At 72.4% G+C, this 22,730-nt stretch carries 17 protein-coding genes and 1 pseudogene; 6 read left to right on the forward strand and 12 right to left on the reverse strand.

Annotated features, from left to right (window positions below; all coding sequences use genetic code 11):
* The first annotated feature begins 9 nt into the window (after nt 1-9).
* The gene (locus tag KGS77_RS34835) at nt 10-1,488 is read left to right on the forward strand and encodes a GNAT family N-acetyltransferase (RefSeq protein ID WP_347404423.1); all 1,479 of its coding nucleotides are present in this window, start codon (nt 10-12) and stop codon (nt 1,486-1,488) included.
* A 49-nt stretch (nt 1,489-1,537) separates the two neighbouring features.
* Here the strand turns inward: KGS77_RS34835 and KGS77_RS02000 are convergent, their stop codons facing one another.
* Complete coding sequence (locus KGS77_RS02000; protein WP_242578388.1) at nt 1,538-2,389, reverse strand: SDR family oxidoreductase; 852 nt, start codon at nt 2,387-2,389, stop codon at nt 1,538-1,540.
* Between the two features lie 251 nt (nt 2,390-2,640).
* Between KGS77_RS02000 and KGS77_RS02005 the strand changes: the two genes are divergently transcribed.
* Nucleotides 2,641-3,030 carry a spore germination protein GerW family protein gene (locus tag KGS77_RS02005; RefSeq protein WP_242578389.1) on the forward strand — a complete coding sequence of 130 codons (390 nt, stop codon included), beginning with the start codon at nt 2,641-2,643 and terminating at the stop codon, nt 3,028-3,030.
* A 153-nt stretch (nt 3,031-3,183) separates the two neighbouring features.
* Here KGS77_RS02005 and KGS77_RS02010 read toward each other — a convergent pair whose 3' ends face one another.
* Complete coding sequence (locus KGS77_RS02010) at nt 3,184-3,693, reverse strand: rhodanese-like domain-containing protein (protein WP_242578390.1); 510 nt, start codon at nt 3,691-3,693, stop codon at nt 3,184-3,186.
* A 94-nt stretch (nt 3,694-3,787) separates the two neighbouring features.
* Between KGS77_RS02010 and KGS77_RS02015 the strand changes: the two genes are divergently transcribed.
* Nucleotides 3,788-4,234 carry an Lrp/AsnC family transcriptional regulator gene (locus KGS77_RS02015; RefSeq protein ID WP_242578391.1) on the forward strand — a complete coding sequence of 149 codons (447 nt, stop codon included), beginning with the start codon at nt 3,788-3,790 and terminating at the stop codon, nt 4,232-4,234.
* A 104-nt stretch (nt 4,235-4,338) separates the two neighbouring features.
* Here the strand turns inward: KGS77_RS02015 and KGS77_RS02020 are convergent, their stop codons facing one another.
* The 6 genes and pseudogenes from KGS77_RS02020 to KGS77_RS02040 all read right to left on the reverse strand — a co-directional run bounded on the left by KGS77_RS02020 (nt 4,339) and on the right by KGS77_RS02040 (nt 14,028).
* Nucleotides 4,339-7,746 carry an SMC family ATPase gene (locus KGS77_RS02020; RefSeq protein WP_242578392.1) on the reverse strand — a complete coding sequence of 1,136 codons (3,408 nt, stop codon included), beginning with the start codon at nt 7,744-7,746 and terminating at the stop codon, nt 4,339-4,341.
* Nucleotides 7,743-8,909, reverse strand: coding sequence for an exonuclease SbcCD subunit D (locus KGS77_RS02025; RefSeq protein WP_242578393.1), 1,167 nt, complete (start codon nt 8,907-8,909; stop codon nt 7,743-7,745). Before KGS77_RS02025 ends, KGS77_RS02020 begins: the two co-directional genes overlap by 4 nt.
* Before the next feature lie 362 nt (nt 8,910-9,271).
* A complete protein-coding gene (locus KGS77_RS02030) occupies nt 9,272-11,590 on the reverse strand; it encodes an excinuclease ABC subunit UvrA (protein ID WP_347404572.1) in 2,319 nt (772 codons plus the stop codon).
* A gap of 336 nt (nt 11,591-11,926) precedes the next feature.
* A pseudogene (locus tag KGS77_RS34840) lies at nt 11,927-12,118 on the reverse strand (hypothetical protein); the annotation flags it as partial.
* On the reverse strand, nt 12,052-12,309 hold the full coding sequence (locus KGS77_RS02035) for a hypothetical protein (protein ID WP_242578395.1): 258 nt from the start codon (nt 12,307-12,309) through the stop codon (nt 12,052-12,054). The pseudogene KGS77_RS34840 and the gene KGS77_RS02035, both read right to left, overlap by 67 nt.
* A 102-nt stretch (nt 12,310-12,411) precedes the next feature.
* Complete coding sequence (locus KGS77_RS02040; protein WP_242587250.1) at nt 12,412-14,028, reverse strand: APC family permease; 1,617 nt, start codon at nt 14,026-14,028, stop codon at nt 12,412-12,414.
* 377 nt (nt 14,029-14,405) lie between these two features.
* Between KGS77_RS02040 and KGS77_RS02045 the strand changes: the two genes are divergently transcribed.
* The gene (locus KGS77_RS02045) at nt 14,406-15,791 is read left to right on the forward strand and encodes an alpha-L-fucosidase (RefSeq protein WP_242578396.1); all 1,386 of its coding nucleotides are present in this window, start codon (nt 14,406-14,408) and stop codon (nt 15,789-15,791) included.
* A gap of 66 nt (nt 15,792-15,857) precedes the next feature.
* Here KGS77_RS02045 and KGS77_RS02050 read toward each other — a convergent pair whose 3' ends face one another.
* Nucleotides 15,858-17,090, reverse strand: coding sequence for an erythromycin esterase family protein (locus KGS77_RS02050; protein WP_242578397.1), 1,233 nt, complete (start codon nt 17,088-17,090; stop codon nt 15,858-15,860).
* Between the two features lie 69 nt (nt 17,091-17,159).
* On the opposite strand from KGS77_RS02050, the gene KGS77_RS02055 reads away from it, so the two are divergent.
* Nucleotides 17,160-17,945: a TioE family transcriptional regulator gene (locus KGS77_RS02055; RefSeq protein WP_242578398.1), complete on the forward strand. Its 786-nt coding sequence runs from the start codon at nt 17,160-17,162 to the stop codon at nt 17,943-17,945.
* Between the two features lie 65 nt (nt 17,946-18,010).
* Here the strand turns inward: KGS77_RS02055 and KGS77_RS02060 are convergent, their stop codons facing one another.
* The 3 genes from KGS77_RS02060 to KGS77_RS02070 all read right to left on the reverse strand — a co-directional run bounded on the left by KGS77_RS02060 (nt 18,011) and on the right by KGS77_RS02070 (nt 21,859).
* Complete coding sequence (locus KGS77_RS02060; RefSeq protein ID WP_242578399.1) at nt 18,011-18,637, reverse strand: YigZ family protein; 627 nt, start codon at nt 18,635-18,637, stop codon at nt 18,011-18,013.
* Nucleotides 18,638-18,708: 71 nt separating this feature from the next.
* Nucleotides 18,709-21,591, reverse strand: coding sequence for a hypothetical protein (locus KGS77_RS02065; protein ID WP_242578400.1), 2,883 nt, complete (start codon nt 21,589-21,591; stop codon nt 18,709-18,711).
* An 88-nt stretch (nt 21,592-21,679) separates the two neighbouring features.
* Nucleotides 21,680-21,859: a hypothetical protein gene (locus tag KGS77_RS02070; protein ID WP_242578401.1), complete on the reverse strand. Its 180-nt coding sequence runs from the start codon at nt 21,857-21,859 to the stop codon at nt 21,680-21,682.
* A 213-nt stretch (nt 21,860-22,072) separates the two neighbouring features.
* Between KGS77_RS02070 and KGS77_RS02075 the strand changes: the two genes are divergently transcribed.
* Nucleotides 22,073-22,480 (forward strand): CoA-binding protein, encoded by a 408-nt coding sequence (locus tag KGS77_RS02075; protein WP_242578402.1) that lies wholly within the window; start codon nt 22,073-22,075, stop codon nt 22,478-22,480.
* Nucleotides 22,481-22,730 lie beyond the last annotated feature (250 nt).

The following is a 22,730-nucleotide window of genomic DNA, read 5'->3' on the forward strand; positions in this document are numbered from 1 at the left end:
TCCGCTGTCATGACCACCGCTGCCACCGGCCCCTCCACCGGCCCTTCCGCCGACTCCGCCGCCGATCCTCCATCCGGCTCCTCCGCCCCCGTGTTCCTGTTCTCCGGCGATCCGCTGCGGCCAAGCCGTACGGACCCGCAGTTCACGCACGAGGCACGGGCGGCGCAGGCGGCCGGGGCCCGTACCTCGGTGATCGACCACGAGGCGCTCGGCGCCGGTGACGCGGCACGGGCGGTGGCACGGGTGCCACACGGGGCGGGAGCCGCCTGGTACCGCGGCTGGATGCTGCCGGCCGAGCGCTACGCGGCGCTCGCGGCGGCCCTCGCCGACCGTGGCTGCGCCCTGCTGACCTCCCCCGAGCACTACCGCACGGCCCATGAACTCCCCGGCTGGTACGGCACCTTCGCCGAACTGACCCCGCCCAGCCGCTGGCTGCCGTGCGCACCGGGGCGGGCACCGGACGCCGCCGAGCTGGCGCGGGCGGCCGGTGCGCTCGGCCCCGGCCCGCTGTTCGTCAAGGACTGGGTCAAGTCCCGTAAACACGAGTGGGACCAGGCCGCGTACGTACCGGACGCGGCCGACACCGCGCGGCTGACCGCGGTGGTCGGCGCTTTCGTACGGCTCCAGGAGGAGTTCCTGACCGGGGGCGTGGTGCTGCGGTCCTTCGAGTCCTACCGGGCGGCGACGGGTGAGGCCCGGGTGTGGTGGGTGGACGGCGTACCGGTGCTGACCACCGCCCATCCGGACGCGCCGGAACTGCGGCCGGCGCCCGATCTGTCGGCCGTGGCACCCGCCGTACGGGAGTTGGGCTGCCGCTTCGTGACCACCGACCTGGCGCTGCGCGAGGACGGGGCCTGGCGGGTGGTGGAGGTCGGTGACGGCCAGGTCAGCGGCCTGCCCGAAGGTGCCGACGGCCTTGCGCTGTTCGAGGCGCTGGGCTTGGCGGGCGCGGGGTTCCCGTCGGCGCTCACCGACGGCCGGGTGGTGCTGCGCGCCCAGCCGCCGAGCGCCGCGGCCCGTCTCGCGGACGGTGGGGGCGCCGGGCCGGCGTGGATCGACGGTCAGCCTCCTGAGGGCACCACGCGGACCGCCGCGAGGGTCGTCCAGGCCGTCGCGGCCGGGGTGTACCGGCCCGGCTGGGGTCTGTTCACCATCGTCCGCGGCACCGATGGCACGGCGCTGGGCAGTATCGGCTTCCACGGCCCGCCCGACGAGGCGGGTACGGTCGAGATCGGCTACACCCTCTCGCCCTCGGCACGCGGCGCCGGCTGGGCGACGGCCGCCGCCCGTCTGCTGGCCGGCTGGGCGGCGGCCCGCCCAGAGGTCCGTACGGTCATCGCCCTCACCGCATCGGAGAACACCGCCTCACAACGCGTCCTGGAACGCGCGGGTTTCACCCGGACGGGCGTACGGACCGTGGACGGCGACAGCTTGTACGCGTACGAGTACGCGGGCGTACCGGCGTCCCGGACGTCACCCGCCGCGTAACAGGGCCGGTGTGTCCACATGGGCGCCGTGTGTCCACGTGGGCGCCCGGTCAACGCCGGAAACCGCCCTCCGAGTTGATGACCTGGCCGGTGATCCACCCGGCCTCGTCCGTACTGAGCCAGGCGATCAGGCGTGCCGGGTCATCGGGTACGCCCCACCGCCCGCCGGGAAAACGCCCCGCGACCCGCTCACGCGTCTGCTCGTCGGCGTAACCGGTGTCCACCGGCCCCGGGTTGACGGTGTTGACCGTCACCCCGAGGTCCGCGAGGGCGGTGGCAAGGGTCCGGGTGACGGATGCCAGGGCACCCTTGGCCAGGGCGTAGGCGATCTCCTCGGGCATGCCTCCGCCCAGGTCCTGGCCGGAGGTGAGCATGACGACCCGGCCGCCAGCTCGCCGCTCCGGCCCGCGCAACTTGGCGTACGCCTGCACGAGCAGGATCACGGAGCGGGCGTCGGCCGCCCAGTGGGCGTCGAGCATGTCCGCGTCGACCGCGTCCAGGGTGCCGTCACGGCCGCTGAGCGCGTGATTGGCGACGAGGATGTCCAGCCGGCCGCCCAGCGCGCGGGCCGCGGTGGTGACGAGCCGGGCGGGCGCGTCGGCCGCGGTGAGATCGGCCGGACCGTGCGCCAGGGCCGCGCCGGGCGCGAGGAGTTCACGTACGCCCTCGGCCACCGCCTCGGGGCCTGCCGGGTCGGCTCCCCACGGCTGGGCCGCGTCGTGCAGCACGTGGTGGTGCAGATAGACGCTCGCGCCGTACGCGGCCAGCCGCCGGGCAACGGCGTACCCGATGCCGGCCCGCCGGCTCGCACCGGTGACCAGTGCCGTACGGCCGAGGAGCGGATGAGGCACCCGGCGCAGGGAGTCGGTGACGGGCACTCCGCAGACATCTGAACCAGACACCCGCCAAAGTCTAGGCGCCTTGGTGAAGTTCCTCGGCCGATGCTCGGATCCGGTGTCCTCGGAGCCGGTCTCCTCGGAGCCGGTTTCGCGGCTGGGGCACGGCCTGGTTGACGATCTCCCGTGCTGACCTCGGACGTGTGTATCCTCACCACGGTGAACTGCTTCGCTTTTGCCGAGATTCGCATGGCCTCCCTGGCCGCCACCGGCCTTCTGAGCCGAGCCGAACGCCCGGCCGCCGAGGGCGGCCCCCGATGACCGCCTCTGAGCACGCATCGCTGGAAGCGAGGACGGCGGACCAGGCCACTGCCGATCTGCTGGAACAACTGGCCGGCAAGCTCGGCCGCCGGGCTCCCGGCACCGTCGTGTTCGGTGAGCCCGTCGTGAGCCAGGACGTCACGGTGATCCCCGTGGCGCGCATCGGGTTCGGCTTCGGCGGCAACACCGGCCAGGCTGCCGGTGAGGACGGCTTGGTCGGCGGCGGGGTCGAAGCAAAGCCGCTGGGCTTCATCGAGATCAAAGAGGGCAGGACCACGTACAAGCCCATCCGCGATCCCTGGGTGAACGTCCTCCTACCGCTGACGGGCGGCCTCCTGGCCGGAGCCGCGATCGTGCGCTGCCTGGCGCGGCGCGGGGGGCGCTGAAGCAGAAGCGTCCGCGGATCCGATGAAGGGGGCTGGACCGCTCCATCCGCCGCCACCCACCCCGGAGTTGAACGCACCGAGCCGACCTGGTGGGCAGGCTGAGCACGAGGACTACCCTCAGCGCGTATCAGCAGGAAACGTCACCCAAGCCGCTCAGCAGCCGCAGCCGTCCGTGTCGACCGGTGCCGTCAGAGGGTCGGCCGGGTGCCGCACGCTGCCCTGCCTGGTCTCGACCTCGTACCCCTCCCGGACCCAGTACTCGAAGCCGCCGAGCATCTCCTTGACCCGGTAGCCGAGTCGGGACAGGGCGAGGGCCGCGCGGGTGGCGCCGTCGCAGCCCGGGCCCCAGCAGTACACGACGACGGGAACGGACGGGTCCAGAGTCCTGCCGGCCAGCTCCGGTATGAGTGCGGTCGGCAGGTGCCGGGCGCCGGGGACGTGGCCCTGGTCCCAGGACCGGGCGCTGCGGGAGTCCACGAGGACGAAGCCGGGGTCGCCGGCACCGGCCGTGAGCGCGGTGTGCACGTCGGCGACGTCGGTGTGGAAGGCCAGGCGTGCGGCGAAGTACGCCGCCGCGTCGGCGGGGGCGGCCGGCGAAACGGCCAGGACAGGGCCGGCGGCAGCGGCAGGAGCGGGGACGGGGTCATAGGTGTTCGTGGTCATGGCAAACAATCTACGAACGTCCACCCTGGCCGAGAAGTGATGTTCACCGGGGAAACGCTTGATCCGCCAGGGATTCCACTGCTAGACAGCCATCATGACCGACTATTCCCCGGATGCCACCGACTGGCGCATCCTCGACGTCCTCCAGAGCAACGGACGCGCCGGCTACGCCGAGCTGGCGCGGGCCGTGAACATGTCCGCGAGCGCGGTCACGGAGCGGGTGCGGCGCATGGAGGAGGCGGGGGTGATATCCGGGTACGCGGCGGTGGTCGAGCCGGAGGGCATCGGGCTGTCGGTGCTGGCCTTCGTACGGCTGCGCTACCCGAACGGCAACTACAAGCCGTTCCACGACCTGTTGGAGACCACACCGGAGATCCTGGAGGCGCACCATGTCACGGGCGACGACTGCTTCGTGATGAAGGTCGCCGCACGGTCGATGAAGCACCTGGAGGAGGTGTCCGGGCGGATCGGTGCCCTGGGCTCGGTGACGACCAGCGTCGTCTACTCCTCGCCGCTGCCGCGCCGCCCGCTCAGCCCGTGACCGCCGTCGGCGTACGAGGAGTCCGACGCCGCCCGGCTACGGTCGCCCAGCACGTCGCCGGGCGCGATCCAGCCGCCCGCCACCGTGCGTGAACCTTGGTACCCTTACGCGTCCGCCCGGTGCCGTACGGAGGAGCCCGACCGCTCCTTGACGATCTCCAACTGGGCGGGGATGCGCCGGCGCAGGTCGGCGACATGGCTGACGATGCCGACGCTGCGGTCCCGTTCGCGCAGCGAGTCCAGCACGTCCAGGACCTCGTCCAGGGTCTGTTCGTCGAGGCTGCCGAAGCCCTCGTCGATGAAGAGGGTGTCCAGGCGGGTGCCGCCCGCCTCGTCCGTGACGACGTCCGCGAGACCCAGCGCCAGCGCCAGCGACGCGAAGAAGGTCTCGCCCCCGGAGAGGCTGGCGGTGTCGCGCTCGTGGCCGGTCCAGGCGTCGATGACATGCAGGCCCAGGCCCGAGCGGCGGGTGCCGCCGGTGCGCTCGTCGGAGTGGACGAGGGTGTAGCGCCCGGAGGACATACGGTGCAGACGGGCGCTGGCGGCGGCGGCGACCTGTTCCAGGCGGGCCGCCAGGACGTAGGACTCCAGGCGCATCCGCCGCTCGTTCTCGGCGGAGGTGCCGGCCGCGAGCGAGGACAGCCGGGCGATGCGCTCGTACTCCGCGCGCAGCGGGGCCAGTTCGCGGGCGTCGTGCTGGGCCCGCGCGGAGAGCCGGTCCAGTTCGGCGCAGCGCTCGCCGGCCGCGGAGTGTGCCGTGGCGGCGGCGCGCAGCCGGTGGCCGGCGTCCTCCAGCGCGGCGCGGGCCCGTTCCGGCTGCGCGGGCGGCAGCGCCGCGGCGGCGCGGAGCTGCGGGTCGGCCAGTTCGGCGGCGACCGTGGCGGCCTCGGCCTGCCACTGGTCGAGCCGCTGTTGCAGGGCGCGCCACCGCGCGTCGTCCAGCAGTGCCCCGGCCGCCGCGCCGGGGGTGTCGAACCCGGCGCGGAAGGACGCGTCGGAGAGCTGTGCGTCGGTCTCCTTGAGCCGCTGGGCACACGCCTGCGCGGTACGGGCCGCCTCGGCGGCGGCGGCGAGCAGCGCGACCTGGCGCTCCAGCCGCCCGGCCCGTTCGGCCACGCTGGCGCAGCCGTCCCTGGCGAGCCTCAACTCGGCCTCCAGCGCGGCCTGTTCACGGTCCAGCGCCTCGCGGTGGGAGGTACGGGCCGCGGTCCGGCGTTCGATCCGCCGCTGGTCCTCCCGGCGCTGCTCGTACTCCCGCTCGGCGCGGGCCAGCGCCTCGCGGGCGGCGTGCAGGCCCGCTCCCTCGGCGTGCGCGCGGGCGTAGGAGTCCCGCAGCTCCGTGGCCGTACGGGCGAGTTCACCAACGGATGCCTCCCCGGCACCGGCGAGCGCGCCGGCCAGCTCCTCCTTGAGCCCCTGGAGGGCGGCGTCGGCCTTCTGCCGCGCCTCCTCGGCCGTACGGTAGGCCTCCAGCGCCCGTTCCTCGGTGTCCCGGCCCACATGACCGGCGCCCGCACGGGCCGGCGCCGGGTGCTCGGTGGCCCCGCACACCGCGCACGCCTGTCCGTCCCTGAGCCCCGCGGCCAGTTCGGCGGCGATGCCGCGCAGCCTGCGGTCCTTCAGGTCCAGCCAGTGCTCGTGGGCGGCGGCGGCCCGCTCCCTGGCCCGCAGCAGTTCCTGTTCCGCGTCGCGTACCTGGTCCAAGACCCGGTCCCGTCGGCGGGCGGCCTCCAGGCGCCGTTCGGCCGGCTCGATCTGCGCGCCGAGGTGTTCGGCGCGGGTGGCGGCTTCCTGTGCCGCCTCGATGCGCCGCTGGTGGTCGCGGCGGACGGCGTCCCAGCCGGCCAGCCATTCGGTGGCGTCCAGGAGGGCCTGCTCGTCGGCGCGCGCCTCCCGTTCGATGGCGGCGCGCTCGCTCTCGATGTCCTGCGCCCGGCGCTCCGCGCGGCGGGCCGCCTCCAGCGAGCCCAGATCCTGCCGTACCCGCCGTTCCCGTTCGGCGAGCCGGTCGCCCTCCGCGTCGGCGAGGTCGGGGGGCAGCACGGACCGGCAACGGCGCTCGGCGGTCTGCGCCGCGTCGTGCTCACGCCAGGCGGCGTCGCGCAGGGCCAGCGCGGGGGCGACGTCCGCCGCCGCGCGGGCCCGCTCCAGTTGGGTACGGACGCTCTCCCGCTCGCCGGCCTGCGCGTCGAGTGCGGCGGCACGGTGGCGGGCCCGCTCGTACCGCTCCTGGAGACGGGCACGCTCGCGGGCCTCCTCCAGCCGCCCGGCCGCCGTGGTCTGGTCCGCTTCGGCCAGCGCCAGGGCCGAGGCGGCGATGTCCAGCCGCTCCCGCGCGCCCGCCCTGGCCACGGCCGCCCGGATCAGTACGGCCTCGGCGAAGCCGGGTTCGCCGGGGGCGGGTACGTCTAGGGCGGGCGCATCGGCGGGGTGCGGGGCGGCAGCGGTCCGGGAGCCGGCGGCGCGGGCTGTCGTCCGGGAGCCGACGGCGGCGCGGGGCGCGGAAGCCTGAGCCGGTACGGCTGTCCCGGCCGTCCCGGCTGTTCCGAATGTCCTGGATGCCCCGGCTGTACGCTCCGCGACCGCGGCGGCGCCCGTGGCCGTACGCTTCGCCGCCGTGGCCCGCGGCCCGGTGACCGACGGACCGGAACCCGGGGAATCGAAACCTGACGTATCGGGACCCGGTGACCCATGCACCGTCGGACCGGCCAGATCGGCGCTCGCCCCGGCGGCCTGCGCCATCCGGTGGGCGAGCGCGAGCAGCCGCTCGTCACCGGCGGCGACCCGGTCCGCCGCGGCCTTGCGTCGCGCCGCCAGTTCCTCCTCCAACGCGGCGAAGCGCCGGGTGTCGAAGAGCCGGCCCAGCAGGCGGGCGCGGGCCTCGGCGTCGGCGCGCAGGAAGCGCGCGAAGTCCCCCTGCGGCAGCAGGACGACCTGGCAGAACTGCTCCTTGCTCATGCCCAGGAGCTGGCTGATCTCCTCACCGATCTCCTGATGCGACCGGCTGAGCGCCTTCCACCGCCCGCCGGGAGGCCGCCCGGCCACGTCCGCGTCCCCGAAGCCCCCGGAGTCTCCAGCGCCCTCGGAGTTCTGGGAGTTCCCGTTGCTCCCGGCGCCCCCCGTTCCCTCTCCTTCCGCCCCCTCCCCCACGACGTACTCCCGCAGCCGGCTCTGCGCCTTCTCCCGCGTCGTACCGCTCCCCCGCTTCTTGGGGCGCGGCTGCTCCGGCAGCCGGGTGATCTCCAACCGCCGCCCGGCCACGGTCAGTTCGAGGACGACCTCGGTGGGCGTCCAGGGGTCGGCCAGGTCGCTGCGCAGCGCCTGCCCGCCCTGCCGGGCGCCCGGCACCGACCCGTACAGCGCGAAGCAGACCGCGTCCAGGACGGAGGTCTTGCCCGCGCCCGTCGGTCCGTGGAGGAGGAAAAGGCCGCCGCGCGAAAGGCGGTCGAAGTCGATGGTCTGGGTCCGGGCGAACGGGCCGAAGGCCGTGACGGACAGCCGGTGCAGCCTCATCGCGCCACCTCGCGCACCGCGTCGCCGGCCCGTACGTCCTCGATGGCCGACCGCAGCACCGCCCGCTCCTCCTCGTCGGCCGCGCGCCCGGCCCGTACGTGTTCCACGAAGTCCTCGGCGATCTCCTGGTCGCTGCGTCCGCGCAGCCGCTGCGCGTAGGAGGCCAGGGAGCGCGCGGGGCCCTCCTCGGGGTCGAAGGCGAGGCTGAGGATGTGCGGGAAGCGCGCCGCCAGCCGGGCCATTGGCTCGTGCGGGCGGGCGGCGTCGGTGAGGGTCGCCTCCACCCACGCGTCCTCGTGCCGGGCCAGGTCCGGGTCCTTCAGCAGGTCCGCCAGCCGACCGCGGACGCGGGCCAGCGGCCGGGGCACCGGGCAGTCCAGCCGCTCGGCGCCCACCTCGCCGCCGGGCCCGAGGTCGATGAGCCACATCGACTTGCGGTGGTGGACCTCGGAGAAGGAGTACGCGAGCGGGGAGCCGGAGTAGCGGACCCGGTCGTTGATCGTCTGGCAGCCGTGCAGATGGCCGAGCGCCACGTAGTCCACGCCGTCGAAGACGGCCGCCGGCACGGAGGCGACACCGCCGACGGTGATGTCCCGCTCGCTGTCGCTGGGAGCGCCGCCGGTCACGAAGGCGTGCGCGAGCACCACCGACCGGGTCCCCGCCGGGCGGCTCGCCAGATCGGCCCGTACGCGCTCCATGGCAGCGCCCAGCACCGCGGCGTGGTCGGCCTTCTCCGCGCCGAGTTCCGCACGGACCATGGCGGGCTCCAGGTACGGCAGGCCGTACAGCGCGACCTCGCCGTGCGCGTCGTCCAGCACGACGGGCACGGCGCAGCCCGCCGGGTCGGTCCGCAGGTGGACGCCGGCCTTCTCCATGAGTCCGGACCCGACGCCCAGCCGGCGGGCGGAGTCGTGGTTGCCGGAGATCATGACGGTGGGGACGCCGAGGCCGGCGAGGCGGTGGAGCGCCTCGTCGAAAAGTTCGACGGCGGCCAGCGGCGGTACGGCCCGGTCGTAGACGTCCCCGGCCACGACCACGGCCTCGACCTCACGCTCCTGGACGGTGGCGACCAGATGATCGAGGAACGCCCGCTGCGCGGGCAGCATGTTCACCCGGTGAAAGGCCCGCCCCAGATGCCAGTCGGAGGTGTGCAGAATCCTCACAGCACCGCTCCGGCCCGCATGTCCACCATTTCTCCGCTCACACTCCCACAACGGCACCAGCACCGGCACCGTTCCCAGCACCGACCACGCCGGCGCCGATGGGCACCGTACCCATCACCGACCTCAGTGTGCCTTCTCCGCCGGAAGCCGGTCGAACGAGTGAACGGTCGAACGGAGGTGCTGCCGGTCGGCGACGAGCCGGAAACGGGCCCTTTCGGCCGCGGCCGGGTGGCCAGGTGACCGGGCGGAGTGATCCGCATCACCGTATGAGGCAGGAGGCCCTCTGCTCACACAGGCGCAGGTGAGCACCGGGGCGGGGCGGGCCGGCTGTACGCGGCCCGCCCCGCCCCGCCCTGGTCCGGCTATGCGTCGCCGCCGGTCCCGCTCACGTACTCCCGCAGATGCCGGGCGGTGAGCGTGTCCCCGTGCGAGACGAGGTCGGCCGGGGTGCCGGTGAAGACGACCCGGCCGCCGTCGTGGCCGCCGCCCGGTCCGAGGTCGATGATCCGGTCGGCGTGCGCCATGACGGCCTGGTGGTGCTCGATGACGACGACCGAGTTCCCGTCGTCGACCAGCCGGTCCAGCAGGGCGAGCAGCTTGTCCACGTCCGCCATGTGCAGGCCGGTGGTCGGCTCGTCCAGCACGTAGGTGGCGGACCGCTCCGCCATGTGGATGGCGAGCTTGAGGCGCTGCCGTTCGCCACCGGAGAGGGTGTTCAGCGGCTGGCCCAGGCGCAGATAGCTCAGGCCCACGTCCGAGAGCCGGCCCAGGATGGCGTGCGCCTGGCCGGCGGGGAAGAACTCGTGCGCCTGCGCCACCGACATGCCCAGCACCTCGCTGATGTTCTTGCCGCGCAGTGTGTAGGTGAGCACCTCGGGGGTGAAGCGCCGGCCCTCGCACTTCTCGCAGACCGAGGCGACCCCGGCCATCATGGCGAGGTCGGTGTAGACCAGCCCGATGCCGTTGCAGTGCGGGCAGGCACCCTCGGAGTTGGCGCTGAACAGGGCCGCCTTGACGCCGTTGGCCTTGGCGAAGGCGGTACGGATCGGGTTCAGCAGACCGGTGTAGGTGGCCGGGTTGCTGCGGCGCGAGCCGCGTATCGGGGACTGGTCGGCGACGACCACACCGTCCCGGCCCGAGACGTTGCCGTGGATCAGCGAGCTCTTGCCGGACCCGGCGACGCCGGTGACCACGGTCAGCACGCCCAGCGGGATGTCGACGTCGACGTTCTTCAGGTTGTGCTGCCTGGCGCCCCTGATCTTCAGGTGACCGGTGGGCGTACGGACCGTCCCGCGCAGCCGGGCGCGGTGCTCCAGGTGGCGCCCGGTCAGCGTCCCGGAGGCGCGCAGTCCGGCCACGTCGCCGGTGTAGCAGACCCGGCCGCCGGCGGTGCCCGCGCCGGGCCCGAGGTCGACGACGTGGTCGGCGATGGCGATGACCTCGGGCTTGTGCTCGACCACCAGTACCGTGTTGCCCTTGTCGCGCAGCCGCAGCAGCAGGTCGTTCATCCGCTGGATGTCGTGCGGATGCAGCCCGATGGTGGGTTCGTCGAAGACGTACGTGACGTCCGTCAGGCTGGAGCCGAGGTGGCGCACCATCTTGACCCGCTGGGCCTCGCCGCCGGAGAGGGTCGAGGAGGGGCGGTCCAGGCTCAGATAGCCCAGGCCGATCTCGACCAGCGAATCCAGGGTGTGGCGCAGTGCCTCCAGCAGCGGCGCCACGGAGGGATCGTCGAGGCCGTGGACGAAGCCGGCCAGGTCGCTGATCTGCATCGCCGAGCACTGGGCGATGTTGACGCCGTTGATCGTGGAGGACAGTGCGGCGGGGCTCAGCCGGGTACCCCCGCAGGAAGGGCAGTCGGCGAAGACCACGGCCCGGTCCACGAACGCCCGCACGTGGGACTGCATCGCGTCCCGGTCCTTGGCCAGGAAGGTCCGCTGGATCTTCAGGACCAGTCCCTCGTACGTGAGGTTGTGCGTACCGACGCTGACCTTGACGGACGGCTTGTGGAGCAGGTCCTCCCATTCGGCGGGGGTGAAGTCCTTGAGCTTCTTGTCCGGGTCGTAGAAGCCGGAGTGGGCCATCACCTGCCACTGCCAGGAGCCGACGGCGAACCCCGGTACGGTGATGGCCCCTTCGTTGAGCGAGAGTTCGCGGTCCAGTAGCTGATCGACATCGATCTTCGATTTCTGTCCGAGGCCCTCGCAGTCGGGGCACATCCCCTCGGCGCTGTTGAAGCTGAAGGCGCTGGAGGTCCCTATGTAAGGGGTACCGATCCGGCTGAAGACGATCCGCAGCATCGTGTACGCGTCGGTCGCCGTACCGACGGTGGAACGGGAGTTGGCGCCCATCCGCTCCTGATCCACGACGATGGCCGCGCTCAGATTGCGCAGTTGGTCCACATCCGGCCGGCCGAGGCTGGGCATGAACGACTGGATGAAGGCCGTGTACGTCTCGTTGATCAGCCGCTGCGACTCCGCGGCGATGGTACCGAACACCAGCGAGGACTTCCCGGATCCGGAGACCCCGGTGAAGACCGTGAGCCGGCGTTTGGGGATGTCCAGGGAGACGTCTGCCAGGTTGTTCTCCCGGGCCCCGCGGACCTGGATGGTGTCGTGGCGGTCCGCGGGCGGCGGGGAGCCGGCGGCGGTCGGCTGGTGGCTGGACAGGTCTTGCGGCATACCGGCTCTCCTGGGTTCCCTGTTGATCCGTACGGGTCCGGGCGCCCCGGCGCGACACCTGCCAAGGTGCCTGCTGGTGACGCGGATTGGGGGCTCGGGCAGCCGCACTCTCCCTGGCCGGCCCGCCCGGACCCGTACATACTGCCCTGCGCCGGGCCGTTGCGCCGCTCGATTAGCAGGCCCCATCGGAAAGGGCCGGTTATCAGGACTGGCCCTTACGTTGGCTCCGGCGCACTCGAAGGTGGCGTACCGCGAACCGCCGGCCGTGTCGCGGATGTCCTCCAGGACGAGCGGCCACCAGCTCTCGCGATCGGCGAAGGCCGTCGGGTCCAGGGCGGGCAACCACCGCTCCGCGTCCGCGAACGCCTCCGCCGCGACCTGCGGCCGGCCGGTGCCGAGGATGACGCGCAGCGCTTCGTCCAGGAGGAAAAGTGACCGGGCGAAGACGTCGGCCGAGGTGTTCACATACCGCGACGGCTCGTCGTCGTCGAGGAGTACGGCCTCCACGGCGCCTCCGGGCTGACGCACAACTCGTAGCCCCGGTCCGTACCGAGCCGCACCAGTGCCCGGTGCTCTTCGGCGGCCGGTTCCCGGCCGACGGAGGCCGCGTATTCACCAAGCGCCACGGGATCGGTCGCAGAGGTGGAGAAGTAAGGGCCCACCTGGCAGGGGACGGCGATCTGTCCGATGTGGCGTATGTGGTCTTCCGGGGCCGTCATGCGGTGCTCCTGGATCGATCGTGGGCAGCCGTGAACCGCCGCGGAACATGGTCTTCGCGATCTACGACATCGGCGGGGGCGCACCGGTTTCGATCAGCGTCTTCATTCCGGACCGGATGACCGGCCGGCCCGCGCCGCCGTGCGGTGGGCGACACCTGCCCGTACCGCCCAGAAGAAGACCGCCAGGGCGACGGCCGCCACGGTGAGCGAGTCGTACGGGGCGGGCAGCCGCCCGGAGCCCTTGAAGGTGCCCAGCCAGGACAGGACGGTCAGCGCCGCCAGGTACACCACCAGCCAGGCGCCGGTACGCAGCTCGGCGACGAGGGGGCGCCACCGGCCGGCGCCGGTCGGTCCGGGACCGGCCTGGCCGGCGCCGCCGGTCCGGCCGCCCGGCACGCCCGGCACCCCCGGTTCACCGGTGCGCCGCATGACGGCGAAGAGCAGCAGGCCGCCGAGGACGAGCGGCAGGGCCAGCCGCAGGTCGTGCCAGCCGGACCAGTAGACGAACTCGCTCGCCACCACGAAGCTGACCGGCGCGATCCAGCGCAGCCCCGGCACCCAGCCGGCGGTGCCGCCCGGCTCGGCGCGGAAGACCGCGACGGCGACCGCCGAGGCTGCGTAAATCAGCAGATACATGTCCCCCATGACGCTGACGATCTCCTGCCAGCCCCCGAACGGCAGCAGGAAGACCACGATGACGGCGAGGTTGACCGCCAGAGCCCGGCGCGGCACGCCGAACCGTTCGTTCACCGCCATGAAGAACCGCGGGATGGTGCCGTTCTTGGCGAGCGCGTAGGTGTGCCGGGCGTTGATCGCGACGCCCACGTACGCCGAGCCGCCCGGGGAGAGCACCGCGTCCGCGTAGAGCAGTCCGGAGAGCCAGTGCAGGTTGAGGATCAGTGCGAGCTGCCCGAAGGGCGACTCGAAGGAGACGCCGTGCCAGCCGCCGCCGAGGAGGTCGTCGGGCACGGTGAAAAGGAAGGCCAGTTGCAGCGCCAGGTACATCAGTACGGCCAGGCCGATGCCCGCCAGGACCGCGGCGGGGATGGACCGGCGGGGGTTGCGGGTCTCGCCCGAGAAGTCCAGCGGTGCCTGGAAGCCGTTGACGGAGTAGACGATGCCGCCGCCGGCCAGCGCGGTCAGACAGGCCGCGTAGCCGTACGGGGCGAATCCGCCGTGGTCCGTCAGCCGTCCGGAGTGCCACCCGGAGGCGAACAGGGCGATGACGGTGACCAGCGGTACGGCGATCTTGAAGATCGAGATCAGGTTGTTCAGCCGTGCGAACAGGCGCACCGCGAACCAGTTGAGCGCCGTCAGCAGCACGCTCAGCCCGGCGGCCAGGGCCAGCCCGCCGGCCGTCAGCGTGCCGCCGTCGTAGATGCCGGGCAGGTAGTGCGCGGCGTACTGCATGATCGCGCTGATCTCGGCCGCGGTGCCACCCACCGACAGCAGCACCGACCAGCCGACGAGCGTGCCGACCAGGCGTCCGCTGGCCTGGAGCGGCCAGCGGACGGTGCCTCCGCCCTCCGGGCGGGACGCCCCCAGCTCGATCATGACCAGGGCGACCAGCGCGCACAGCAGGCCCGCCCCGATCCAGGACAGCAGGGCGGCGGGGCCCGCGGTCTGTGCGGCGTACAGGGCCGCGAACAGCCAGCCGGAGCCGACGATGTTGGAGAACCCGATCGCCGTCAGGCCCCAGAACCCCAGGTCCCGGTGCAATCGGCGCTCCTGCGCCAGCACTTCCGGCGCGCCGGTCCCATCGACCCCACCCGGCACCGCCGCCGGTACCGGTCCTGGCTCGGGCACCGGTGCGGGCACCTGACGTTCCGACACGAAATATCCTCCTGGCTTGCTGCTGCGGCTCTGCGGCCCTCTGCGTCTCTGCGACGTCCGTGATGTCCGTGACGCGTCCGACGTGTGTAACACCTGCGGTGAGGGCTCTGGAGCGGATTCTCCCGCTCCGCATCAAGGAAACATCACGTCACCACGCGCTCCGTCAACGCAGGATGACAACTGTGTCAACTTCCGACAGGTCCTCGTGCGTCCCTCCCCATGAAGAGTGAGACGTTCAGGTTTCCTGGCTCAGGAGGTCACCCATGTCCCCCTCACCGGTCCCTTCGTGGTTCGACGAAGCGAAACTGGGCGTCTTCATCCACTGGAACCCGGCCGCCATCCCCGCCTTCGCCCCCGTCCACCTGATCGACGACCTCGCGCCCGGGCTCGGCACCGACCTGCCCAAGTGGCGCCAGGAGCAGATCTGGCGCACCCTGCCGTACGCCGAGATGTACCAGAACACCCTCGCCGTACCCGGCAGCGAGACCGCCCGCTTCCACGCCGAGCACTACGGGAACCGCCCGTACGCCGCCTTCGCGGAGGAATTCCGTACCGTGTCGGTCCCCGGCTGGGACCCCGAACCGTGGGCGGAGCTGTTCTCGCGCGCGGGCGCCGGGTATGTCGTCCTCACCACCAAGACCGAGGACGGCTTCCTGCTGTGGCCCAGCGGCCACCCCAACCCGCGCCGCGCCCGCTGGCAGGTGACGCGGGACGTGGTGGGCGAGCTGGCCGCGGCGGTACGGGAGCGTGGCATCCGCTTCGGCACGTACTACAGCGAGGGCATGGACTGGACCTTCGGCGGCATCCCCGTCACCGACGGCGAGAGCCTGCTGGCCGCGCTGCCGCGCGGTGAGGAGTACGCCGCCTACACCGACGCCCACTGGCGGGAGCTCATCCGGCGCTACCGGCCCGCCGTCCTGTGGAACGACTACGGCTTCCTGCCCAACCCGGACGCGGACGCGCTGCTGGAGACGTACGCGGAACAGGTGCCGGACGGCGTGGTCAACGACCGCTTCGACCCGCGCCAGCATGACGGCGGGCTGCGGGCGGACTTCGTCACCCTGGAGTACGCCCGCACCGACGGGCCCGCCGACCGCAAGTGGGAGGCGTGCCGGGGCATCGGCACGTCGTTCGGCTACAACCGTATGGAGAGCGACGCCAGTTACCTCGGCTCCGCCGAACTCATCCACCTGTTCGCCGGCATCGTCGCGGCCGGCGGCAACCTGCTGATCAACGTCGGCCCGGACGGAGCCGGACACATCCCGCCGGAGCAGGAGGAACGCCTGCTCGCGCTGGGCCGGTGGCTGCGCACCCATGAGGAGGCCGTCCGCGCCACCCGCCCCTGGCACCGGGCCAGGGGCGTCACGACCCGGGGCGTCCCGGTCCGCTACACCAAGGGACGGGAGGCGGTGTACGGGATCGTCCTCGGGGAGCCCGGGGGCGAGGACGTGGACATCGACGTACGCCTGGCCGCGGACGCCACGGTCTCACTGCTCGGCGTGCACGGCGCCCTGCCGTGGACCGCCACTGCGCACGGTACGCGGATCACGCTCCCCGGGCGGCGCCCGGAGGGGCCGGCGCCGGTGCTGCGGATGGCGCCGGCGGACGCGGTACGCGATCCGGACGGACCGGCCGGGCAGCGGCCTTGACCCGGTCGGCCCGTCGGCTGTCGGCTGTCGGCTGTCGGCCCCGTCAGGGAGCGTGGGGCGTCGATGTCACGGGACGTCTTTCGGAACGTCCTTCGGGACGTCCTTGACGAAGGCGATCCCGTCGACTCCCGTCAAGTGGGCCGGGTCCAACGGGGCATAGCCGTAGTAGGGGGACACACGGGGAGCGGGACGTGTGTCGCCGAGGGCGGCGGCCAGCCGGTGGGTATCGACCAGGTGGCGGTCCTCCGGCAGCGCGTACAGAAGTCCTTCGACGGTGTCCGGGGGCGGGGTGTCCACTCCCTGGTGGCGGATCGTACCGAGGCCCGTGGCCAGGAAGGCGTACCCCTCGCCCAAGTGGGCGCTCACGATCGCGCCGGCGCTCCACCACTTCAGCAGCGGCTGGTCCCACATGCGCATCGTGCTCTTGTGGCGTTGGAGATGGCCGTTGTGGGCGTGGATCAGCGCCGGGCCCCGTTCGGCGAGGGCGAAGAGGTTGTCGGCCATCATCTGGTCCCGCAGGGTCACCAGCCAGGTCATGCGGGCCGGTGAGGTGTCGGCCATCCAGTAGTGGTAGCGCAGCAGGCCGGTCGCGGTGCGCCCGTACAGGCGCGCCCGGTCCCAGCCCTCCCGCGAGGTCGCCGTGAACAGGCGGGGCGCCTGCGCGTCGAGCAGTGCCACGAGATCGTCGGCGAGCAGCCGCAGCTCCCTGGCCTCGGCCGACCGTCCCGCGGACCGGGCCGGGTCCGTCATCGCGGCGGGGTCGGTCCACCGGTCGTCGGGGCCGAGCAGGCGGTCGAGGGTTTCCGCGGTGCAGGGGAGCAGGTCCGCGTCCACCCGGGCCGCGAGGTAGTCGTGGAGTGCGGTGAGGGCCTGCCGGGGGCTCGCGGCGCCGGTGATCTCCAGTGGGCCGTCGAAACCGGCGAAGCGGAGCTGCTCGGAGGCGGGCCGGCTGTCGTTGTAGGCGCGTATCCAGCGCACGAGTTCGCGGTTGCCCGCATACGCGCCCCAGCCGTGGCTGAAGCCGTACTCCATGGCCTCCTCCAGGGTGCCCGTTCCCAACGTGACGTAGTCGTCCACGACCAGGCCCGTCATGCAGTCGCTTTCGATCGCGATCGTCCGGTAGCCCTCCTCCTCGACGAGCTGCCGGAACAGCTCGTTGCGCAGGTCGAGCAGCGTGTCCTCGCCGTGGGTGGGCTCGCCCAGGGCGAGCAGCCGGGGCCGGGCCGGAAGCAGTTCCATGACGGCAGCGGCCTCGACGGCATGGGCGGCGTCTTCGATGTCCCTGATGCCTGTAACCATGCCTTCAACGGTATCGTTGAACTCACGGTTGAGACCTTCCGCGAAACCACCCGGGATATGGTCAGGACCATGGGTCGTAACCTTCAAAACGGTGGGCAGCTCAGGCCGGTCGATCTCGCACGCGGGCACGGCCTGTCGACGCAGGCCATCAGGAATTACGAAGAGGCGGGCATCCTTCCGGCCGCCGGTCGCACACCCCACGGTTACCGCACCTACACGCCGCTGCACGCGCGGGCGCTGAGCGCGTTCCTCGCCCTGGTGCCCGCGCACAGCCATCAGACGGCGACGTCGATCATGCGGGCCGTGAACCGGGGTGCGACCGACGAGGCGTTCCTTCTCATCGACGAGAGCCACGCCCAGCTCCTGGAGGACCGGCGGACCCTTCAGGCCGTGGAGCGCGCCCTGGGCGACCTGACGCCCGCCACGGCGTCGTCCGCATCCGACGCGGCGGCGTCCGGGCGGGCCGTGGGCTCCGGGCCGGCCGTGGCGTCCGGGCCCGGCGGCACGGCCAACGGCACATTCATCGGACCACTGGCGGAGCAACTGGGAATCCGGCCCGCGACGCTGCGCAAATGGGAGCGCGCCGGGCTGGTGCGCCCGCGCCGCGACCCGATGACCGGGTACCGCGTCTACGACGAGGCCGACGTACGGGATGCCCGGCTGGCCCACCAGCTCAGGCGGGGCGGTTACCTGCTGGAGCAGATCGCCCCGCTGCTCGCCCAGGTGCGTACCGCCGGTGGGCTGGAACCGCTGGAGGCCGCACTGTGCGACTGGCACGGCCGGCTGTCCGCCCGTGCGCGGGCGATGCTGACCGGGGCCGCCGAGCTGGAGGCGTACCTCCGCGAGCGCGGATGAGACCCCGGTCGTCGGCGGAGAATCTCGTGGGGCGCGCAGCCTCGTGACGCATGGCCCCCGGGCCGTTACATCTCCCCGTACGCCTCGCCGCCCAGCTCCCACCGGGCCGTACCGGCCGTCACATCGGCCAGCCAGGCGCGGAAGGCGTCCAGGTCCGCCTCCGGCAGCCCGACCTCGATCCGTACGTCCGCGCCGTACGTCACCTCGCGCACCGCACGCCCGGACGTGCGCAGGTCGTTCTCCACCCGCCCGGCCCGCTGGTGGTCGACGGTGACGGTGACCAGCCGGTAGCGCTGCCGGGTGACGGTGCCGAGCGCGTCGAGCGCCTCGCCGACCACGCCTCCGTACGCGCGGATGAGGCCGCCGGCCCCCAGCTTGATCCCGCCGAAATAGCGGGTGACGACCGCGGCGGCGTAGCGGACCTCGCGCCGCACCAGCATCTGGAGCATGGGCACGCCCGCCGTCCCGCCCGGCTCACCGTCGTCGCTCGCCTTCTGGATGCCGCCCTGGGCACCGATGACGTACGCGTAGCAGTTGTGCCGGGCGGTGGGGTGCTCCTTGCGGACGCGCGCGATGAAGTCCTGGGCGGCGGCCTCGTCCGCGACGGGTGCGAGCGCGCAGATGAAGCGCGACCTGCTGATCTCGATCTCGTGAACGCCCTCGCGCGCGAGAGTCCGGTACTGCTCCTGCATCGCACCAGCCTATGCGTACGGGATGACGGCGGGCGTCAAGGGTCGATGTCAGCGGGCGTCAAAGGGCGGTGTCAGCGGTGGGGGCGGCCGAACACCTCGGTGAAGTGGGTTCGGACATGGTCCAGGATGTGATGCCTCAACTCGGAGGGTGAGTCGTCCACCAGCACGGCCACGACGAACCGGGCGTCATCCGGACGCAGCCGCGGCAGGTCACGGTCGAGCAGCGCGGTCAGCAGCGGACCGAGGCGCCAGGTGACCAGATCGTGCGGCGAGAGGAAGGTGAAGGCCGCGCCGATCCCGTCGTAGGCCGCCGAGATCTCTTCCACCGTCATTCCCGACCCGCCCTCCAGCCACAACCGCAGCAGATCGTGTACGGCCGAGGTGGCGGGCCTGGACCGGCTCCCGGTAAACGTGGTCATCAGCGGCCCCAGGGCTTCGAACAGCGGACGCAGCGCCAACAGCGCCACCCCGTCGTTCGTCCCGGCCGAGACGTCCATCTTGTGCCATATCTCGTCCCAGTACGTGCGGTGCCACGTAACATTTATCTCCGCTCCCTCCTGCCCTTCCTCTCCTGCCTCCCGCGGTATCCGGAAGAGCCAGTGGGCGTCCACCGGCTCAGGAGAGGTCAACTGGCCGTCTCTGAGCGTGATTTCCAGGTCCCTCCGCTCCCTGTTCGTCCTCACGCGCCGCACCTTCAACGACAGGGCGAAGTCGGTCCACTGCTCCTCGTCGAAGGACGACCGCCACAGCAGCGCACGCCGGTGCCAGGCGCTGCCCGGGTCGACCCACGAGGGGAAGAGTTCGCCGGCCGTCGTCCCGCCGGTCAGCAGCAGGGCGAGCACCACGAGGTTCGCGCCGTAGATCCCGTGCCGGGAGGCGGCGCGGATCCGCCGGGGCAGGTACGCCGCGTGCGGCTGCCCGGCGCGCAGCTCCCGCTCTTCCATGACCTGGATGACCAGGCGGGCCAGGCGCTCCCGCTCCGCTTCCGGCAGCCGTTCGATGCGGGCCCGGGCAAAGCGCAGCAACTGTCGTGAGGACAGGGGTGCGAAGGACAGCAGGGCGAACAGCAGATCGTCGTTGACCGGTTCGCTGCCCACCGACAGCACCGGGCGGTGGTCGAGGAGCCCGGTCAGCAGTTGTACCGCGAGACGGACCGACAGGTATTCACCGAACGTGGCGTGCAGGAACTCGTACGTGGACAGTTTCTGACCGCCCCTGATCGACTGCGCACGCTGGACGAAGAAGAACCGTCCGAGGGCAACTTCGGCCTGCCCCACGGGCGCACGGAATCCGCACGGCCCGGACGACCCGGACGACCCGGACGCCCCGGACGGCCCGGACGGCCGCGTCGGAGACCGCCCGAGGAGAGCCGTCAGATCCTCCTCCAGCTCGTCCGTGGACACCCACTGGCGCCGCCGGTTGAGCATCGCGAAGGCGACCAGCGACAGCCGCTGGAGTTCCTGCTCGACCCGGTGCTCCACCTGGGCGTCGGGCACCGCGCCGCGGGCGTCCTTGCCCACCTCGCGACGGGCGAAGGAGCTGAGCAGCGCTTCGTAGAGATCGGCCTCGCTCAGCGGGCGTTCGTCCGCGCCCTGGAGGTCGTTGCCCGCCGCGTGGTAGAGGGCGAGCATGGTCAGCAGCAGCGGCTGCTCGGCGAGGGAGCGGTGGGGTTCGACGACGTCCCAGGTGAGCGGGGACAGCCCCCTGGCCCGGAAGTCCGTGCCGTTGGACAGGTTCCAGTTCGCGAGCCACGCCTGGATCTGCTGCGGCCGGAAGGGCTCCAGGCGCAGCGCGACCGTGCCCTGCGGGTAGCGGGCCCGGTCGGCCACCGCGGTACGGCTGGTGACCACGGCCAGGACCGGCCGCCCCTGCTCCTGTTCCCGCTCCTGGAAGCGCGCCACGCGGACCAGGAAGTCGTTCTGGTGCACTCCGGTGGTCTGCAGCAGCTCGTCGAAGCCGTCGAGCAGGACGACCGGTACCGCCGTACCCGCCGATCGCACCAGTTCGGGCCAGGTCGTCTGTTCCCCGGTGGCACCGCGTATCGCCTGTTCGATCTGGTCCTGTATGTCGTCATCCGCCCGTACGTCGCGCAGCGCCACCCGCACCGGCAGGAACCCGGCGGCCGGCAGCCGGGCCGCCAGGATCCGGACGAGCACGGACTTGCCGGCGCCCGGCTGCCCGAGCACCAGCAGCGGAGCCGTCATGAGCCCTTCCGAGGTCAGCGCCCCGGCCAGGTACTCGGTGAGGTCCCGGCGCACCGGGACCCGCGCCCACCACTCCTCCTCCGCCGGGCTGCTCTGCCCGCCCACCGCGCGCACCCGGAAGTCGGGGTCCAGGTACCCGTCCCGCAGTGCCGGCATCTGGATGCCCTCGGGTGCCGACTCGGTGTCCAGGACCCGGCGGTCCAGCGCCGCCCGGTGTGCCCGTGACAGGGCCTCGGCGATGTTCACCGGCGGCCTGCGCAGCGTGGCGGATTCCGACAGCAGCGCCTCCAGGCCGGCCAGTGCCCGGCGCAGTTCGGCGCGGGTGGCCCGATGCTCCATCCGGCCGGTCCAGTGGCCGAATTCGGGTGCCTCCAGGACGAGTCGGGCGTAGAGCGTCTCGTACCGCTCGACGGCGCCCTGCGGCACCGTCTCGCGTACGGTCTCCGCGGCCTCCCGGCGCGCGGTCTCGGTCAGCCCCTCCCATACGGCCAGCCCCCGCAGGAAGTCCTGTACGCGGATCGCCAGACGGCCGTACCAGCGGCCGAGTTCCTCGATGTGGTCCTCGTAGGGAACGTGCGGCGCGGGACGTGGCGCGTCCACCTGCGCCATGGCGGACGCGAAGCCCTCCTCGGCGGGCAGCCGGCCACCTGCCAGGGTGAGCTGATCACGGCGGTCCAGCCGCACATCATCCAGGGAGAAGGGCAGTTCGGCCGTCTCCAGGGCGTCGAAGAAGGCGAGTACGACGATCACGGTGTGGGCCGCCTCCAGCAGACGCGCCCGTTCGACCCGCCCGTCCGTGCGCCCCAGACGTTCACCCAGCCCCGCGCGGCTGCGCGTCCTAGCCCAGGACCCTGCCGCGCGCGTCGACCATGCCGAGCACCCCGCCGCTCAGACCGCCGGTCGCCAGATTGAGTGCTCCGCCGAGCGCACGGTCCAGCGCCGCCATGGCAGGAGGGTCCGCACCCAGAAGCACCAGCGCGTCCCCGAACGACAACAGCCTGCGCGGCATCCCCAGCACCCCTCCCCTGCGGCGCCCACTCCCGGTTCGTGGCTCTCCGGTTCGTGGCTCTCCCGCTCCCGGCCCGCTCCCGGCTTCGCGGCGCCGGGCCAGCCTGGCACGGAAAGCACACCGGTGAACCTCTGCCCGGAAACTTCGCCGGTGCCCGGGAATCTTCGGCGGGCCGTGTTCGTTACCGCACACAAGCAACCGTCCCGCTGCTGGGAGGCGAAGGTGTACGGCGAACCTGCGACGATTCGCAAGATCCTCACGGACCTCGGTGACACCTGGGCCGTCGTGGGACTCTCCCCGAACCGGCAGCGCGCCGCTTACGCAGTGGCCGGAGTCCTCCAGCGGCACGGCAAACGCATCGTCCCCGTCCACCCGTCGGCCGAGACGGTGCACGGCGAGAAGGGGTACGCATCCGTGTCGGAGATACCTTTTCCCGTCGACGTGGTCGATGTGTTCGTCAACAGCGACCTCGCCGGGGCGATCGCCGACGAGGCGGTGGACATCGGCGCGAAAGCGGTCTGGTTCCAGCTCGGCGTGATCGACGAGGACGCGTACGCACGCACCCGCGCCGCCGGCCTGGACATGGTGATGGACCGCTGCCCGGCCATCGAGATCGATTCCCTGGGTTAGGGCGCTTCTACCTGCTCAGCCACCGCCTGGTCCTTCGCAACGACCCGCCATCCGGGCGGGGACGGACAGGAAAGCCGAAGCGAGACATCGGCAGACAGGTGCCCAGGACACACGTCCCGGCCGCCCGGACGGCGAGCCCGCGGCCCGGCCGGCGACGGATTCCCCGATCGGCCAGGAGTTCACACAGTTGGGGGCCTTCCGGTCCGGGCGAGGCGGGAAAGGTATGGGGTCGAGACCCTGGCCCACGTCC

Source organism: Streptomyces sp. MST-110588 (assembly GCF_022695595.1).
GTDB lineage: Bacteria > Actinomycetota > Actinomycetes > Streptomycetales > Streptomycetaceae > Streptomyces.

Bases quoted from the DNA above. Each gene is read 5' to 3' on its own strand.
- KGS77_RS34835 (WP_347404423.1), top strand. From the start codon at position 10: ATGACCACCGCTGCCACCGGCCCCTCCACCGGCCCTTCCGCCGACTCC.
- KGS77_RS02005 (WP_242578389.1), top strand. From the start codon at position 2,641: ATGACCGCCTCTGAGCACGCATCGCTGGAAGCGAGGACGGCGGACCAG.
- KGS77_RS02010 (WP_242578390.1), bottom strand. From the start codon at position 3,693: ATGACCACGAACACCTATGACCCCGTCCCCGCTCCTGCCGCTGCCGCC.
- KGS77_RS02015 (WP_242578391.1), top strand. From the start codon at position 3,788: ATGACCGACTATTCCCCGGATGCCACCGACTGGCGCATCCTCGACGTC.
- KGS77_RS02020 (WP_242578392.1), bottom strand. From the start codon at position 7,746: ATGAGGCTGCACCGGCTGTCCGTCACGGCCTTCGGCCCGTTCGCCCGG.
- KGS77_RS02030 (WP_347404572.1), bottom strand. From the start codon at position 11,590: ATGCCGCAAGACCTGTCCAGCCACCAGCCGACCGCCGCCGGCTCCCCG.
- KGS77_RS02035 (WP_242578395.1), bottom strand. From the start codon at position 12,309: ATGACGGCCCCGGAAGACCACATACGCCACATCGGACAGATCGCCGTC.
- KGS77_RS02045 (WP_242578396.1), top strand. From the start codon at position 14,406: ATGTCCCCCTCACCGGTCCCTTCGTGGTTCGACGAAGCGAAACTGGGC.
- KGS77_RS02050 (WP_242578397.1), bottom strand. From the start codon at position 17,090: ATGGTTACAGGCATCAGGGACATCGAAGACGCCGCCCATGCCGTCGAG.
- KGS77_RS02055 (WP_242578398.1), top strand. From the start codon at position 17,160: ATGGGTCGTAACCTTCAAAACGGTGGGCAGCTCAGGCCGGTCGATCTC.
- KGS77_RS02060 (WP_242578399.1), bottom strand. From the start codon at position 18,637: ATGCAGGAGCAGTACCGGACTCTCGCGCGCGAGGGCGTTCACGAGATC.